Source organism: Dickeya poaceiphila, assembly GCF_007858975.2.
Taxonomy (GTDB): domain Bacteria; phylum Pseudomonadota; class Gammaproteobacteria; order Enterobacterales; family Enterobacteriaceae; genus Dickeya; species Dickeya poaceiphila.
The window spans coordinates 3,007,782-3,022,584 of the sequence record NZ_CP042220.2 but is presented as its reverse complement, the minus strand read 5'-3'; the positions used below and the strand labels follow the sequence as shown (position 1 = coordinate 3,022,584).

At 50.3% G+C, this 14,803-nt stretch carries 12 protein-coding genes; 9 read left to right on the top strand and 3 right to left on the bottom strand.

What is annotated here, in order from left to right; translation table 11 throughout:
* Positions 1–33: 33 nt before the first annotated feature.
* The 4 genes from lon to Dpoa569_RS13400 all read left to right on the top strand — a co-directional run bounded on the left by lon (position 34) and on the right by Dpoa569_RS13400 (position 5,518).
* Complete coding sequence (gene lon / locus Dpoa569_RS13415) at positions 34–2,397, top strand: endopeptidase La (RefSeq protein ID WP_042869298.1); 2,364 nt, start codon at positions 34–36, stop codon at positions 2,395–2,397.
* A 194-nt stretch (positions 2,398–2,591) separates the two neighbouring features.
* Positions 2,592–2,864, top strand: coding sequence for a nucleoid-associated protein HU-beta (gene hupB / locus Dpoa569_RS13410; RefSeq protein ID WP_042869301.1), 273 nt, complete (start codon positions 2,592–2,594; stop codon positions 2,862–2,864).
* 254 nt (positions 2,865–3,118) lie between these two features.
* Positions 3,119–4,999: a peptidylprolyl isomerase gene (gene ppiD / locus Dpoa569_RS13405; RefSeq protein ID WP_042869302.1), complete on the top strand. Its 1,881-nt coding sequence runs from the start codon at positions 3,119–3,121 to the stop codon at positions 4,997–4,999.
* A 138-nt stretch (positions 5,000–5,137) separates the two neighbouring features.
* Positions 5,138–5,518, top strand: a complete 381-nt coding sequence (locus Dpoa569_RS13400; protein ID WP_042869305.1) for a ComEA family DNA-binding protein — start codon at positions 5,138–5,140, stop codon at positions 5,516–5,518.
* Between the two features lie 113 nt (positions 5,519–5,631).
* Here Dpoa569_RS13400 and queC read toward each other — a convergent pair whose 3' ends face one another.
* Both queC and Dpoa569_RS13390 read right to left on the bottom strand, forming a co-directional pair.
* Positions 5,632–6,327: a 7-cyano-7-deazaguanine synthase QueC gene (gene queC, locus Dpoa569_RS13395; protein WP_042869307.1), complete on the bottom strand. Its 696-nt coding sequence runs from the start codon at positions 6,325–6,327 to the stop codon at positions 5,632–5,634.
* 126 nt (positions 6,328–6,453) lie between these two features.
* Complete coding sequence (locus Dpoa569_RS13390) at positions 6,454–7,506, bottom strand: PLP-dependent cysteine synthase family protein (protein ID WP_042869309.1); 1,053 nt, start codon at positions 7,504–7,506, stop codon at positions 6,454–6,456.
* A 176-nt stretch (positions 7,507–7,682) separates the two neighbouring features.
* On the opposite strand from Dpoa569_RS13390, the gene Dpoa569_RS13385 reads away from it, so the two are divergent.
* From Dpoa569_RS13385 to amtB, 5 genes are all read left to right on the top strand, one after another.
* Positions 7,683–8,144, top strand: a complete 462-nt coding sequence (locus Dpoa569_RS13385) for an Lrp/AsnC family transcriptional regulator (RefSeq protein ID WP_042869310.1) — start codon at positions 7,683–7,685, stop codon at positions 8,142–8,144.
* An 81-nt stretch (positions 8,145–8,225) separates the two neighbouring features.
* Complete coding sequence (locus Dpoa569_RS13380) at positions 8,226–9,992, top strand: SmdA family multidrug ABC transporter permease/ATP-binding protein (protein WP_042869312.1); 1,767 nt, start codon at positions 8,226–8,228, stop codon at positions 9,990–9,992.
* Positions 9,985–11,778 (top strand): SmdB family multidrug efflux ABC transporter permease/ATP-binding protein, encoded by a 1,794-nt coding sequence (locus tag Dpoa569_RS13375; protein ID WP_042869314.1) that lies wholly within the window; start codon positions 9,985–9,987, stop codon positions 11,776–11,778. Before Dpoa569_RS13380 ends, Dpoa569_RS13375 begins: the two co-directional genes overlap by 8 nt.
* A gap of 293 nt (positions 11,779–12,071) precedes the next feature.
* The gene (gene glnK, locus Dpoa569_RS13370; protein WP_002208627.1) at positions 12,072–12,410 is read left to right on the top strand and encodes a P-II family nitrogen regulator; all 339 of its coding nucleotides are present in this window, start codon (positions 12,072–12,074) and stop codon (positions 12,408–12,410) included.
* 43 nt (positions 12,411–12,453) lie between these two features.
* The gene (amtB, locus tag Dpoa569_RS13365; protein ID WP_042869316.1) at positions 12,454–13,746 is read left to right on the top strand and encodes an ammonium transporter AmtB; all 1,293 of its coding nucleotides are present in this window, start codon (positions 12,454–12,456) and stop codon (positions 13,744–13,746) included.
* A 94-nt stretch (positions 13,747–13,840) separates the two neighbouring features.
* Here amtB and tesB read toward each other — a convergent pair whose 3' ends face one another.
* Entirely contained in the window at positions 13,841–14,704 is an 864-nt protein-coding gene (gene tesB / locus Dpoa569_RS13360; RefSeq protein WP_042869318.1) for an acyl-CoA thioesterase II, read from the bottom strand.
* Positions 14,705–14,803: the final 99 nt, after the last annotated feature.

The following is a 14,803-nucleotide window of genomic DNA, read 5'->3' as shown; positions in this document are numbered from 1 at the left end:
AACCTGGCGGAAACGAAACTAAGAGAGAGCTCTATGAACCCTGAGCGTTCCGAACGCATAGAAATCCCCGTATTGCCGTTGCGCGATGTGGTGGTTTATCCGCACATGGTCATTCCGTTGTTTGTTGGGCGGGAGAAATCAATTCGGTGCCTTGAAGCGGCTATGGATCACGATAAAAAGATCATGCTGGTGGCACAGAAAGAAGCCTCAACGGATGAGCCTGGTGTTAACGATCTTTTCTCGGTAGGGACGGTCGCCTCTATTCTTCAAATGCTGAAACTGCCTGATGGCACCGTTAAGGTGCTGGTGGAAGGCTTGCAGCGAGCACGCATCACGACACTCTCTGACAGCGGAGAGCATTTTGCGGCTCAGGCCGAATACCTGGAGTCGCCGGCAATTGAAGAGCGTGAGCAGGAAGTGCTCATGCGCACGGCTATTAATCAGTTTGAAGGCTACATCAAACTGAACAAGAAAATTCCCCCTGAAGTATTAACATCGCTTAACAGTATTGATGATGCCGCACGTCTTGCCGATACCATTGCTGCGCACATGCCACTGAAGCTGGCGGATAAACAATCGGTACTGGAAATGTCCGACGTAACCGAGCGTCTGGAATACCTGATGGCGATGATGGAATCCGAGATTGATCTGCTACAGGTGGAAAAACGTATCCGTAGTCGTGTCAAAAAGCAGATGGAAAAAAGCCAGCGTGAGTATTACCTGAATGAACAGATGAAGGCCATTCAGAAAGAGCTGGGCGAAATGGATGATGCACCTGACGAGCAGGAAGCGCTGAAACGTAAAATCGATTCTGCGAACATGCCGAAAGACGCGCGCGAAAAAGCCGAAGCGGAGTTGCAGAAACTGCGCATGATGTCACCGATGTCGGCGGAAGCGACCGTGGTACGCAGTTACATCGACTGGATGGTGCAAGTGCCGTGGCAGGCGCGTAGCAAAGTGAAGAAAGATCTGGTCAAAGCCCAGGAAATGCTGGACAGCGACCACTATGGACTGGAACGAGTCAAGGAACGCATCCTTGAATATCTGGCGGTACAGAGCCGGGTAAGCAAGATAAGAGGGCCGATTTTGTGTCTGGTTGGTCCGCCGGGGGTAGGTAAAACCTCTCTGGGTCAGTCGATTGCCAAAGCTACCGGTCGCAAGTATGTCCGTATGGCGCTGGGCGGCGTACGCGATGAAGCGGAAATCCGCGGTCATCGTCGCACCTATATCGGTTCCATGCCGGGCAAACTGATTCAGAAGATGGCGAAGGTGGGCGTAAAAAACCCGTTATTCTTATTGGATGAGATCGATAAGATGTCTTCCGATATGCGCGGCGATCCTGCTTCTGCCCTGTTGGAAGTACTGGACCCGGAACAGAACGTGGCATTTAACGATCATTATCTGGAAGTGGATTACGACCTGTCCGACGTCATGTTTGTGGCAACGTCCAACTCCATGAACATTCCGGCACCGCTGCTGGATCGTATGGAAGTGATCAGGCTGTCCGGCTATACCGAGGATGAAAAACTCAATATTGCGCGTCAGCACTTGCTGCCGAAGCAAATTGAGCGTAATGCCCTGAAAAAAGGTGAGCTGACGGTCGAAGATAGTGCCATTATCGGCATCATTCGCTATTACACCCGCGAAGCTGGGGTGCGTAGTCTGGAGCGTGAAATCTCCAAGCTGTGCCGTAAGGCGGTAAAAGCGCTCATGATGGATAAGGCTATCAAGCATATCCTTATTACTGGCGACAATCTGAAGGAGTATCTCGGCGTTCAACGCCACGACTATGGTCGTGCAGACGAAGAGAATCGTGTTGGTCAGGTAACGGGGCTTGCCTGGACGGAAGTCGGTGGCGATCTGTTGACGATAGAAACTGCCAGCGTACCGGGCAAAGGTAAGCTGACTTACACCGGTTCTCTGGGTGAAGTTATGCAGGAGTCGATTCAGGCTGCACTGACTGTGGTACGAGCCAGAGCTGAAAAGCTGGGAATTAATTCCGACTTCTATGAAAAACGTGATATTCACGTTCATGTGCCGGAAGGGGCGACACCGAAAGATGGTCCGAGTGCCGGTATTGCAATGTGTACCGCATTGGTGTCTTGTTTAACCGGTAACCCGGTGCGTGCTGATGTAGCGATGACGGGGGAAATCACGCTGCGTGGGCTGGTGTTGCCAATTGGCGGGTTAAAAGAAAAATTGCTGGCTGCACACCGCGGCGGGATCAAGACCGTGCTGATTCCGGAAGAGAACAAGCGCGATCTGGAAGAAATTCCGCAGAATGTGATTGCCGATTTGGACATTCACCCAGTCAAACGCATTGAGGAAGTGCTTACTCTGGCCTTGCAGAACTCACCTTATGGCATGGATGTGGTAAAGTCGGTGGCTAAAAAATAGTGACCTATAGCAAAAACCACTGAGAAAATAAGGGTTGGTAAGTAAATTGGTGCTTGCCAGCCTTTTTTCGTGCCGCTAAGTTAGAGCACTGTCGAGACTGCAGGCCGGTAACCGGGGTTTTGACTGAATTAATAAAGCTACATGCTGCGCTGGACACCCTAGCGTAATGACAGTATTTCAGAGGGGATGATAGTGTGAACAAGTCACAATTGATCGACAAAATTGCCGCAGATGCTGATATTTCCAAAGCGGCAGCAGGGCGTGTGTTGGATGCAATTATTGGGTCTGTTACCGAATCTCTGAAAGCAGGGGATGACGTTGCTTTAGTTGGTTTTGGTACGTTTTCTGTTCGTGAGCGTGCGGCGCGTACTGGCCGTAACCCGCAAACCGGGAAGGAAATCAATATTCCTGCCGCTAAAGTGCCGGGTTTTCGCGCTGGTAAAGCACTGAAAGATTCAGTGAATTGATGATTAATTAGCAAAATCTGAGTCGGGACGACTTTCCAGTCCAAACACTACCTGACTCAATGTGATGGGTAAGGTAAGATATGAGGCGCATCATGGCATGATGTGCCTTTTTTTACAGCTAATTGAGATTACTGTTATCAGGCAAATACTTGAATGCGCCCTAGCCGAAGACGGCTATAGCAATAGCAGGGAAGTATGGCTACGGCCTGCGCAGGGGAAGTGTTATCCATTCTACAGCGGAGTGTTGTCACATTATGATGGACAATTTACGCGCGGCCGCTAACAACGTCGTGCTGAAAATTATTCTTGCCTTGATTATTGGTTCATTCGTGTTGACCGGTGTGGGAGATTACCTGATACGAGGTTCAGGTGATTACGCGGCCAAGGTAAATGGCCAGGAGATTACCCGGTCCCAGCTTGAGCAAGGGGTTCAGAATGAGCGTAGTCGCCAGCAGGAGATGTTGGGAGATAATTTCTCTGCACTGGCCGCTAATGAGGGGTATATGCAGCAGTTGCGCAAGCAGGTGCTGTCACAGCTCATTGATGAAACGCTGGTTGTGCAGTATGCCCATACCTTGGGGCTGAGTATCAGCGACGATCAGGTCAAACAGGCGATTTTCGTTGTGCCTGAATTTCAGACCAATAACCGTTTCGATAATGACAAATACTTGTCACAGGTGCGTCAACTGGGGCTGACGACAGATGCTTATGTGCAATTTCTGCGTAAGCAATTGTTGACTCAACAATTGATTCGCGGGTTAGGTAACACTGACTTCGTATTGCCGCAGGAGCTTAATAATCTGGTGGCGATGGCAGCACAAGATCGCACCATTCGTACGGCAACTATCGATCTCAATGCCAGAGCCAGGAATCAGACGGTTTCTGATGAGGAAGTGAAAAACTTCTACGATCAGAACAAGGGCCGTTATCTGGCGCCAGAGCAGTTCAAAGTCAGCTATATTATGCTGGATGCGGCTGCCATCATGGACAAAACCAAGGTGGATAGTAGTGATATCGCCGCGTACTACGAGCAGCATAAGAGTGAGTTCACCCAGCCGGAACGCAAAAAATACAGCGTCATTCAGTTAAAAACTGAGGCGGATGCTAAAGCAGTACTGGAGCAGTTGAAGAAAGGCGCTGATTTTGCGGCGCTGGCTAAGGAAAAATCTACTGATATTGTTTCCCGTCGTAATGGCGGTGACTTGGGTTGGATGGATGATGGCTCTACAGTCGATGAAATCAAACAGGCTGGTCTGAAGCAGAAAGGCCAATTGTCTGATGTTGTTAAATCTTCGGTAGGTTACCTGATTATTCGACTGGATGATATTCAGGCTCAGCGTGTTAAAGCGTTGGATGAGGTTCGTGCTGATTTGGCTGAAAAGGTAAAACGTGAGAAATCGCTGGATGCGTTTTACGCTTTACAGCAGAAGGTGAGTGAAGCGGCCAGCAATGATAATGAATCGTTGATTTCTGCTGAGAAAGTCGCCAACGTCAAGGCAGTTCAGACAGACTGGTTCACGCGTGACAACGTACCTGCCGCATTGAACTTCCAACCGGTGACTCAGGCTATTTTGGGTGGTTCGCTGGTTGGTGAGAATGGCACGCCGGGTAACAATTCAGATGTGATCAGCGTCGAAGGTGATCGTGCGTTCGTATTGCGCGTGACTGACCACAAGCCGGAAACGACTCAACCGTTGGATCAGGTGCGCGAGCAGGTCGTTCAGGCGTTGAAACGTCAAAACGCAGAGCAACAAGCCAGAGTTGACGCTGAAAAGATTCTCGCTGATCTCCATCAGGGTAAAACCGACAGCATGAAAACCGCTGGCCTGAGTTTTAGTGCAGCGAAAGAGATGTCCTCTGTTGGTCAGACTGATGCGCTGGCGGAAACGGTGTTTGCGATGCCGCAGCCGAAGAAAGACCAACCGTCTTACGCAGTGGCTCAGGATCAGGCTGGTAATATCGTTCTGGTTGCATTGGATGCTGTGAAGCCACATACCTTGTCTGATGAGCAGAAGAAACAGTTCGGAACCCAGATTGAGCAAAGCTCTGTGGGGGCGTTGTTTGATACTTTGCTGACCAGCTTGCGTAGTCAGGCGAAGATTAAGTTCGGTAACGCTGCACAAGAAGTGCAATAACCCTCGCAGAGTTTTGCAAATCACTGCAATATTTAAAGGCCGCTTTCGCGGCCTTTTCCACATTTTCAGTTTGCTGTTTGTCGTGTGTCTAGTGCTCAGGCATTGTAGCTGTGCTGTCAAACACAAGGAGGAAACAGCATGAAAAACTCAGGAATCAAAGCGTTATGTCTGATTGTCGGGATGAGTCTCTCCGGTGTCTCAACGTGGCTTCATGCCTCGCCCGGCACTACCACGCCGGAGAAAACCGCGGCAACTGCAGTGAAACCCTCTTCGCCGGAGCAGAAAACTGAAAAATCGGCTAAGCCCGCTACAACGTCAGATGAAGAGGAAGTGAGCATTAACACCGCAACGGCAGAACAACTGGCTGCAGCACTTAATGGCGTTGGGCTAAAAAAGGCTCAGGCGATAGTGTCTTATCGTGAGCAAAATGGTCCGTTTACCCAGATCGATCAGCTACAGGAGGTTCCGGGAATTGGCAGTGCGCTGATCGAACGCAATCAGTCCCGCTTGCGTCTGTAACTCGTTTTATCGTTGGGGAAAGCTGGCGAGAATGCCATTCCACAGCGGCAGGCAGGATCAAATGTGAAAGGCCAGTACCAGACAAGCATTGTCTTGTCTGGTACCCGGTGGGTCTACTTCAGCCCGGTTTTGTGTTTCAACGAAGCCATTACGGCTGATGGATTATGCTGGTACTCCGCCAGCCCTTTTGCCCGCAGATGACACGCAGCACATTGCCCACACCCCGTTCCTTTGATGCCGTTGTAACAGGTGAGTGTATGGTTTTTGACGATATCAAGCTGTTGATAGTAGTCCGCCAGCGCCCAGGTTTCAGCTTTATTGAGCCACATCAGCGGCGTCACGAAGCGAATGTCTTTAGCCAACCCCAACGCTACTGCCTGATTCAATGCCTTGACGAATTCATCGCGGCAATCAGGATAGCCGGAAAAATCGGTTTCACAGACGCCGGTAATAACAGTATTGGCTCCCACCTGATAGGCATAAATCGAAGCCAGTGTCAGAAAGAGGATATTTCGACCGGGAACAAAGGTACTCGGCAAACCATCACTCGTAGCGTCAAATTCGGGCACAGGGATATTGTCGCGGGTCAGGCTGCTGACCGCCAGTTCGTTGAGCAAACTGACGTTCAGCACTTTATGCGCTTTTGCTCCCAGCATTTGCGCCAGTTCAGCGGCAACATCGATTTCAGCGCGGTGGCGCTGCCCATAGTCAAAAGTGACGCAATGGACGTCATCGTACTGCTGCAATGCTTGTATCAGACAGGTGGTAGAGTCCTGACCACCGCTGAAAACTACAACTGCGCTTGTCATTCTTGTTTACCCTCATGCGTGGGAGCCGCCAGTTGGCCGCTGTTCGTCAAACCTATTCTGGCGCTTATGGTACCTGAAATCCCGGTGCGGTTCAGTGCAAGGAGCGTGCAGCCGCTCAGGATGCCATCATGGAAGGCGATATTTTTCGGTCAGTTGCTGGAGATAGGGCATGACATCACCGATGTGGCTTTTTACCCAATCCTGATTGTAATAAGTATCAAGATAGCGCTCACCACTGTCGCACAGCAAGGTAACGATTGCCCCACGTCGTCCTTCTGCCACCATTTTTGCGGCCAGTTGCAGCATACCCCAGACGTTAGTCCCTGTGGACGGTCCGACCTTGCGCCCCAGAATCTGTTCCAGCCAGTACAAGGTAGCAATACTGGCGGCATCAGGTACTTTTATCATGTCGTCGATAACGCCAGGAATAAACGATGGCTCGGCTCGCGGGCGACCAATGCCTTCAATAAGACTGCCGCATTTTCCGGTGAGTGTGCGATCCTGCTGACGATAGCAATCGTAGAATACCGAGTTTTCCGGGTCTACCACCACCAGTTGCGTATCCAGTCCTTTGTAACGGATATAGCGCCCCAGCGTAGCGGAGGTGCCGCCTGTACCAGCGCTCATCACCAGATAATCTGGTGTTGGGAATGGTTCGCGCTCCATTTGTCGGTAGATGCTGTCTGCAATGTTATTATTGCCGCGCCAATCGGTGGCACGTTCTGCATAAGTGAACTGATCCATGTAGTGGCCGTGCAATTCTTTGGCCAGTTCTTCGGAGGCCGCGTAAATCTGGCCGGATTGTTCGACGAAATGGCAATTCCCGCCGTAGAACGTGATCTGTTCAATTTTTCGTCTGGCTGTACAGGATGGCATCACGGCAATGAACGGTAGTCCTAGCAGGCGGGCGAAATAGGCTTCCGATACAGCTGTACTGCCGGATGACGCTTCAATAATTGGTGTACCTTCGTTAATCCAGCCATTGCAAAGACCGTACAGAAATAGGGACCGAGCAAGGCGATGCTTGAGACTACCGCTAGGGTGTGTGCTCTCGTCTTTAAGGTAAAAGTAAATACCGGGATAGTCCGGCAGAGTCAGACGAATCAGATGAGTATCTGCTGAGCGTTGAAAGTCGGCCTCAATTGCACTGACGGCATCACGTACCCAGGTGCTGGTCATGTTAGTTGTCCTGCTGAAAAATAGTCATATTCTCACGCGGTGTTCCACCAACTGATGTAGTACGTACATGAGCTTGGAGGGATATGATTTAGCGTATCGGTTTTTACAGAAAAAAAGATTGCTTTTTTGTCTGTAAAGAGTGCTAACTAGAGAAAATTTTTCTCTTTTATATCACTATGCTGGATAAAACTGATCGTATTTTGCTGTCATTGCTACAGCAGGATTGCACTCTTTCACTGCAGGCGTTGGCTGAGGCAGTGAACCTGACTTCCACCCCGTGCTGGAAACGGCTTAAACGGCTGGAGGATGAGGGATATATCAAGTCGCGCGTTGCGTTGCTGGATAACGAAAAATTGGGGTTGGGGCTAACGGCATTTGTGTTATTGAAGACACAGCAACATAACAGCGCCTGGTATCGTGAATTTTCCCGTTTTGTTTCCGATATGCCTGAGGTGCTGGCGTTTTATCGCATGGCGGGAGAATACGACTATCTGATGCAGGTTCAGGTAGCTGATATGAAAAGCTACGATGCTTTTTACAAACGTTTGGTCAATGGTATACCGGGGCTGGTTGATGTCACCTCCAGTTTCGCCATGGAGTGTATTAAACAAACAACAGCCTTGCCCCTGCAGGTATAAAATTAATTCACTATTCACTTTATGTATAATGACCTGTTTACTGCATTCTACTTTGCTATGTAGCTGATGGACTGAAAACGCGTGAGACTCTTTGTTCAACTGGGATGGTATTTCCGCCGTGAATGGAAGCGCTATATGGGGGCGGTAATCCTGTTGATTGTGATTGCTATCCTGCAATTGCTGCCGCCCAGACTGGTTGGCATTATTGTTGATGGCGTAACACAGCATCAAATGGCCACATCCTCGGTGCTGTGGTGGATTGGCGGAATTCTGCTGGTCGCCTTATTGACCTATCTATTGCGCTATTTCTGGCGTATATGGCTGTTTGGTGCAGCCTATCAATTGGCCGTTGAACTGCGTGAAGATTTCTATCGCCAACTGAGTCGGCAGCATCCTGCCTTTTATCTTCGCCACCGTACTGGAGACTTGCTTGCCCGTGCCACCAATGACGTGGATCGGGTTGTGTTTGCCGCCGGTGAAGGGGTGTTAACGCTGGTTGATTCCATGGTGATGGGATGTGCGGTACTGGTAGTGATGTGTACCCAACTGAGTTGGCAGTTGACGCTAATAGCGCTGGTGCCAATGCCATTGATGGCTGTGATCATTAAGCGTTATGGCACCCAGTTGCATCAACGTTTCAAGGACGCACAGGCTGCTTTTTCCTCACTCAATGACCATGCTCAGGAGAGCCTTATCAGTATTCGCATGATCAAAGCCTTTGGACTAGAAGATCATCAGTCGGGTCGTTTTGCTCAGGTCGCTGCTGACGCCGGACAAAAAAATATGCGAGTGGCGCGTATAGATGCGCGTTTCGACCCGACCATTTATATCGCGGTAGCGATTTCTAATTTGCTGGCCGTCGGTGGCGGTAGCTGGATGGTGATTAATGGTGCCCTGACTCTGGGGGCATTAACCAGCTTTGTGATGTATCTGGGGTTGATGATTTGGCCGATGCTGGCGTTAGCCTGGATGTTTAATATTGTTGAGCGAGGTAGCGCTGCTTACGGTCGAATCCGTCAATTATTGTCTGAAGAGCCGGTAGTGGTAGATGGTTTTCAGGCATTACCCGCTGACTCTGGAACGTTGGTTGCAAGGATTGACGCATTCCACTATCCGGGGAGTGCGGCGTTGGTGCTCAATGATGTTCGCTTTACATTGGCGCCGGGAAAAACGCTGGGGCTTTGCGGTCCAACCGGTTCTGGCAAGAGTACGTTGCTGGCATTGCTTCTGCGTTATTTTGATGTTGAGCAAGGGCAGATTACCTATCATCAGCAACCATTGCACCACATTCAGTTGGATGCACTGCGCAGCCGCTTTGCGGTAGTGAGTCAGACGCCGTTCCTGTTTTCGGATTCAGTAGCTAATAACATCGCGCTGGGCCGCCCTGATGCTTCCCAACAACAAATAGAAGAAGCGGCGCGGTTGGCAAATGTACATGATGACATCCTTCGCCTGCCGCAGGGATACCAAACTGAGGTGGGTGAACGGGGAGTCATGCTGTCTGGTGGTCAAAAACAACGCATTGCCATTGCTCGCGCGCTGTTGCTGGAAGCTGAAGTGCTGGTGCTGGATGATGCATTGTCAGCGGTAGATGGACGCACGGAACACCAGATTTTGAGCAACTTGCGCCAGTGGGGGCAGAAACGGACCCTGATTATCAGTGCACATCGCTTGTCGGCACTGGTAGATGCCGATGAAATTCTGGTGTTGCAGCAAGGATATGTGGCGCAGCGTGGCGATCATGCGTACCTGTCGCAGCAGGCTGGATGGTATCGTGATATGTTCCGCTATCAGCAACTGGAAGCCGCGCTGGATGATTCACCCTGTGAGGAACAATCGAATGAATAATCCCCGTGCGTTATGGCCGACACTGAGACGGCTATTGGCTTACGGGCTGCCGTGGAAGAAAACGCTCGGAACCGGTGTGTTGCTATTATGGGTAGCGGCTGGAGCAGAAGTCGCAGGTCCGGTGCTGGTCAGTTATTTCATTGATCATGTGGTGAGTAAAGGCGAGTTTCCATTGCTGATTGCGGCCAGTCTGGCGACAGTATATGTCCTGTTACAGATCATGGCGGCGCTGTTGCACTATATTCAGGCGTTGATGTTCAATCGTGTTGCGGTTGGTGTCGTGCAGCAGTTGCGCATTGATGTAATGGATGCCGCTTTGCGTCAACCCTTGTCGGTGTTTGACACCCAACCCGTCGGGCAGTTAATTTCCCGCGTGACTAATGATACGGAAGTGGTTCGGGATCTGTACGTGATGGTGGTGGGCAGTGTACTGCGCAGCGCCGCGCTAATTGGGGCGATGCTGATTGCCATGTTCAGCCTGGACTGGCGTATGGCGCTGGTGGCCACCACAATTTTTCCGGCAGTAGCAATTGTTATGGCGATTTATCAACGCTACAGCACGCCTGTCGTTCGCCGGATGCGTAGTTACCTGGCGGATATCAATGATGGCTTCAACGAATCCATCAGTGGCATGAATATTATCCAACAGTTTCGTCAACAGATAAGGTTTGGTAAAAAGCTTAGCGTCGCCAGTTGGTCGCATTATGACACGCGTATGCAGACACTGAGGTTGGATGGGTTCCTGTTGCGCCCACTGCTAAGCCTGTTTTCGGCACTGGTGATGTGCGGTCTGTTGCTACAATTTGGGTTTAGTGCTGTCGGTTCTGTAGGCGTTGGGGTGTTGTATGCCTTTATCAACTATTTAGGCCGGTTGAATGAGCCACTGATTGAATTGACCACCCAGCAATCGATGTTGCAGCAGGCCGTTGTAGCCGGAGAGCGTATTTTTGAATTGATGGATGGTGCCTGTCAGCAATACGGTGATGATATTCGTGCGTTAGAGAGTGGGCGCATTGATATCAATAAAGTGACGTTTTCTTATCATAAAGACAGGCCGGTGTTGCATCACATTGAGCTGCATGTGCCGGATCGGGGATTTGTCGCGTTAGTTGGGCATACCGGGAGTGGTAAAAGTACGCTGGCAAACCTGCTGATGGGGTATTACGCACCAGATAGCGGGGAAATTCGTCTGGATAATCGTCTGTTGCCGAGCTTATCGCATCAGGTATTGCGCCAGCATGTGGCGATGGTGCAGCAGGATCCAGTGGTGTTGGCCGATTCTATGTACGCGAATGTCACACTGGGGCGTGACATCAGTGAGGAAATAGTTTGGCAGGCGCTGGAGATGGTGCAACTGGCATCGCTGGTGCGTAACATGCCGGAAGGCATTCATAGTCGGATTGGCGAGCAGGGCAATAACCTGTCCGTTGGGCAAAAGCAACTGCTGGCGCTGGCCAGGGTGCTGGTGGCGACGCCAAGAATTTTAATTCTGGATGAAGCGACCGCCAATATCGATTCCGGTACTGAACAGGCTATCCAGCGAGCGTTGCGGCTGGTGCGTTCCTATACAACATTGGTGGTGATTGCGCATCGTTTGTCTACTATTGTCGAAGCAGACAATATTCTGGTGCTGCATCATGGCAGAACGGTGGAGCAGGGAACGCACGAACAATTGCTGGCAAAGGAAGGCCGATACTATCAGATGTATCAACTGCAGCAGGCGGGCAAGGAATTAACTTTTTCGCAGCCACATGACTCCGTCGCACTGATCTCTCAGGCACCATGACTGCCAACGCAGTGCAGCATTTCGCACCATAATTTGGCAGATCATTCCTTGTTGTACAGTGTGTTGCACTGAAACTAAGCGTGATGCACTATTTTTGTGCGTCACGCGCTCCTGTTTTTCCCATTTAGTGTTCATACTTCATCCAGTCATCTTCTTTTCTGTCTTTAAAGCATCACGTTTCATCGCTTTTATATCGGTGTGGGATTTGTGGCACACGATTTGCTTTAAGTGATGCGTGGAGATATTGAGAGTGACGGGCAATAGCCTGAACTTACATGGTTAGGGGGATGAGGATGAAACTGGTTACTGTGGTAATTAAACCGTTCAAGCTGGAAGATGTACGTGAAGCACTGTCTTCTGTGGGCATCCAGGGGCTTACCGTCACTGAGGTGAAAGGGTTTGGGCGCCAGAAAGGGCACGCAGAATTGTATCGCGGCGCAGAGTACAGCGTTAATTTTTTGCCAAAGGTGAAGATCGATATTGCGATCGCTGATGACCAACTGGATGAAGTTATTGATGTGATCAGCAAAGCCGCTTACACGGGTAAGATTGGCGATGGCAAAATTTTTGTTGCGGAACTGCAGCGTGTCATCCGTATCCGTACCGGCGAAACTGATGAAGCCGCACTATAACTATTACCTGATTTAGCCTTATTAAATAGGGATGAATGAAAAAATGAAGAAATTTTCCTTGTCGTTAGGTTTAGGGGCGGCAGCCATGCTTCCAGCATGGGCTATGGCGGATACGCCGGCACCTGTAGTGGATAAGGCGGACAACGCGTTCATGATGATTTGTACGGCATTGGTACTGTTCATGACGCTTCCTGGTCTGGCGTTGTTCTACGGTGGTTTGATTCGCAGCAAAAACGTGCTGTCTATGCTGACCCAAATAACAGTAGCTTTTGCCCTGGTCTGTATCTTGTGGGTGATTTATGGCTACAGTGTGGCATTTAGCACCGGCAGCCCGTTCTTTGGTGGTCTGACTAACTTCATGCTGAATGGCATTGATATCAACTCAGTCAGCGGTACTTTTTACCAGTTTATTCATGTGGCGTATCAGGCGTCCTTTGCTTGTATCACAGTAGGCTTGGTGCTTGGTGCTTTGGGTGAACGCGTGCGTTTCTCTGCTGTGTTGATCTTCTCTGCACTGTGGTTCACGTTGTCTTATTTGCCGATGACTCATATGGTATGGGGTGGAGGTTATCTGGCGGCAGATGGTGCGCTGGACTTCGCCGGTGGTACGGTGGTGCATATCAATGCTGCAGTGGCTGGTCTGGTTGGCGCATTACTGTTGGGCAAACGTGTCGGTTTCGGTAAAGAGGCGTTCAAACCACACAATCTGCCGACAGTGTTTTTAGGTACCGCGATCCTGTATATCGGCTGGTTCGGTTTTAACGCGGGTTCTGCTGCCGCCGCTAACAATATTGCTGGTCTGGCGTTCCTGACCACTGTGGTGGCTACTGCCGCTGCAATCCTGGCATGGGTGCTGGGTGAGTGGGTTACTCGTGGCAAACCCTCTCTGTTGGGTGCCTGTTCCGGTTGTATCGCGGGCTTGGTTGCCATTACACCAGCAGCGGGTACTGTGGGTATCGGTGGCGCAATGGTGATCGGCTTTGCTGGTGGCTTTGCTGGCCTGTGGGGCGTGACCGTGCTGAAGAAATGGCTGCGTGTTGACGATCCTTGTGATGTGTTCGGTGTGCATGGCGTGTGTGGTATCGTCGGATGCTTGCTGACTGGCGTGTTTACTGCTTCATCACTGGGTGGTACTGGTTATGCTCAGGGTGTGACCATGGCTCATCAGGTATGGGTTCAGCTGTTTAGCGTGATTGTTGCTATCGTATGGTCTGGTGTTGCTGCGTTCATCTCTTTCAAGGTTGCGGATATTGCGGTTGGTCTGCGTGTACCGGAAGAACAAGAGCGCGAGGGATTGGACGTCAACAGCCACGGCGAAAACGCGTACAACCAATAATTTTTCTCGTTCGGTAACGGATATCACTGTTACCCTAATGAACTCAAAAAAACCACCTTGAAAAAGGTGGTTTTTTTACATCTCAAATTAGCGATTATTGTCCATGCCGCCGGATGACGCCTTCCTGTGCACTGGAGGCCACCAGCACACCTTCACGGGTGTAGAAATGGCCGCGTACAAATCCGCGAGCACCAGAGGCTGAGGGGCTTTCAACGGTGTAAAGCAGCCAATCATCCAGACGGAACGGTCGGTGGAACCACATGGCATGGTCAATGGTGGCGACTTGCATACCTTGCTCAAGGAATCCTACGCCATGCGGTTGCAGCGCCGTAAGCAGGAAGTGGCAATCGGAGGTATAGCCGAGCAGATATTGGTGTGTTCTCTCGTCATCAGGCATGGTGCCATTGGCACGAAACCATACTTGCCTGACTGGAGGAGAAACTTCGCCTTTTAATGGGTTATGGAATGTTACCGGACGAATCTCAATCGGTCTGTCAGCAGTAAAAATTTGTCGCATAGCCGGCGGAATCAAATGTTCCATGCTACGGGCAATATCCTGTTCAGATGGGAGTTCTTCAGGTGGTATTACTTGTGGCATCTCATTTTGATGTTCAAAGCCGCTTTGACGAGTCTGAAAAGAGGCTGTCATGTAAAAAATCGAACGGCCATTCTGAATGGCACTGACGCGTCTGGCACTAAAGCTGTTACCGTCTCGCAGTGTCTCTACATCATAAATAATCGGTTTCTGGCTATCGCCAGGGAGCAGAAAGTAGCTGTGAAACGAGTGGACGAAGCGCTCTGCGGGTACGGTTTGTCTGGCAGCTGACAATGCCTGGCCGACTACCTGTCCACCAAATACCTGACGTAATCCCAGATCCTGACTTTGACCACGGAATAGTCCTTCTTCCAGTTTTTCCAGATTCAGCAGATCGAGAAGATTTTGTAATGCCTGACCCATAGTTCAGCCTTTAGAGTAATGTGATTACGTAACTAATTTACCGCAATAAGAAACCGGTTTTCGTCAAAACACCTTGGCAGAGCCTGAGCAGCAAATTGA

Excerpts from the sequence above, each read along its gene's own strand:
- lon (WP_042869298.1), top strand. The coding sequence starts at position 34 with ATGAACCCTGAGCGTTCCGAACGCATAGAAATCCCCGTATTGCCGTTG.
- ppiD (WP_042869302.1), top strand. The coding sequence starts at position 3,119 with ATGATGGACAATTTACGCGCGGCCGCTAACAACGTCGTGCTGAAAATT.
- Dpoa569_RS13400 (WP_042869305.1), top strand. The coding sequence starts at position 5,138 with ATGAAAAACTCAGGAATCAAAGCGTTATGTCTGATTGTCGGGATGAGT.
- queC (WP_042869307.1), bottom strand. The coding sequence starts at position 6,327 with ATGACAAGCGCAGTTGTAGTTTTCAGCGGTGGTCAGGACTCTACCACC.
- Dpoa569_RS13390 (WP_042869309.1), bottom strand. The coding sequence starts at position 7,506 with ATGACCAGCACCTGGGTACGTGATGCCGTCAGTGCAATTGAGGCCGAC.
- Dpoa569_RS13385 (WP_042869310.1), top strand. The coding sequence starts at position 7,683 with ATGCTGGATAAAACTGATCGTATTTTGCTGTCATTGCTACAGCAGGAT.
- Dpoa569_RS13375 (WP_042869314.1), top strand. The coding sequence starts at position 9,985 with ATGAATAATCCCCGTGCGTTATGGCCGACACTGAGACGGCTATTGGCT.
- glnK (WP_002208627.1), top strand. The coding sequence starts at position 12,072 with ATGAAACTGGTTACTGTGGTAATTAAACCGTTCAAGCTGGAAGATGTA.
- amtB (WP_042869316.1), top strand. The coding sequence starts at position 12,454 with ATGAAGAAATTTTCCTTGTCGTTAGGTTTAGGGGCGGCAGCCATGCTT.
- tesB (WP_042869318.1), bottom strand. The coding sequence starts at position 14,704 with ATGGGTCAGGCATTACAAAATCTTCTCGATCTGCTGAATCTGGAAAAA.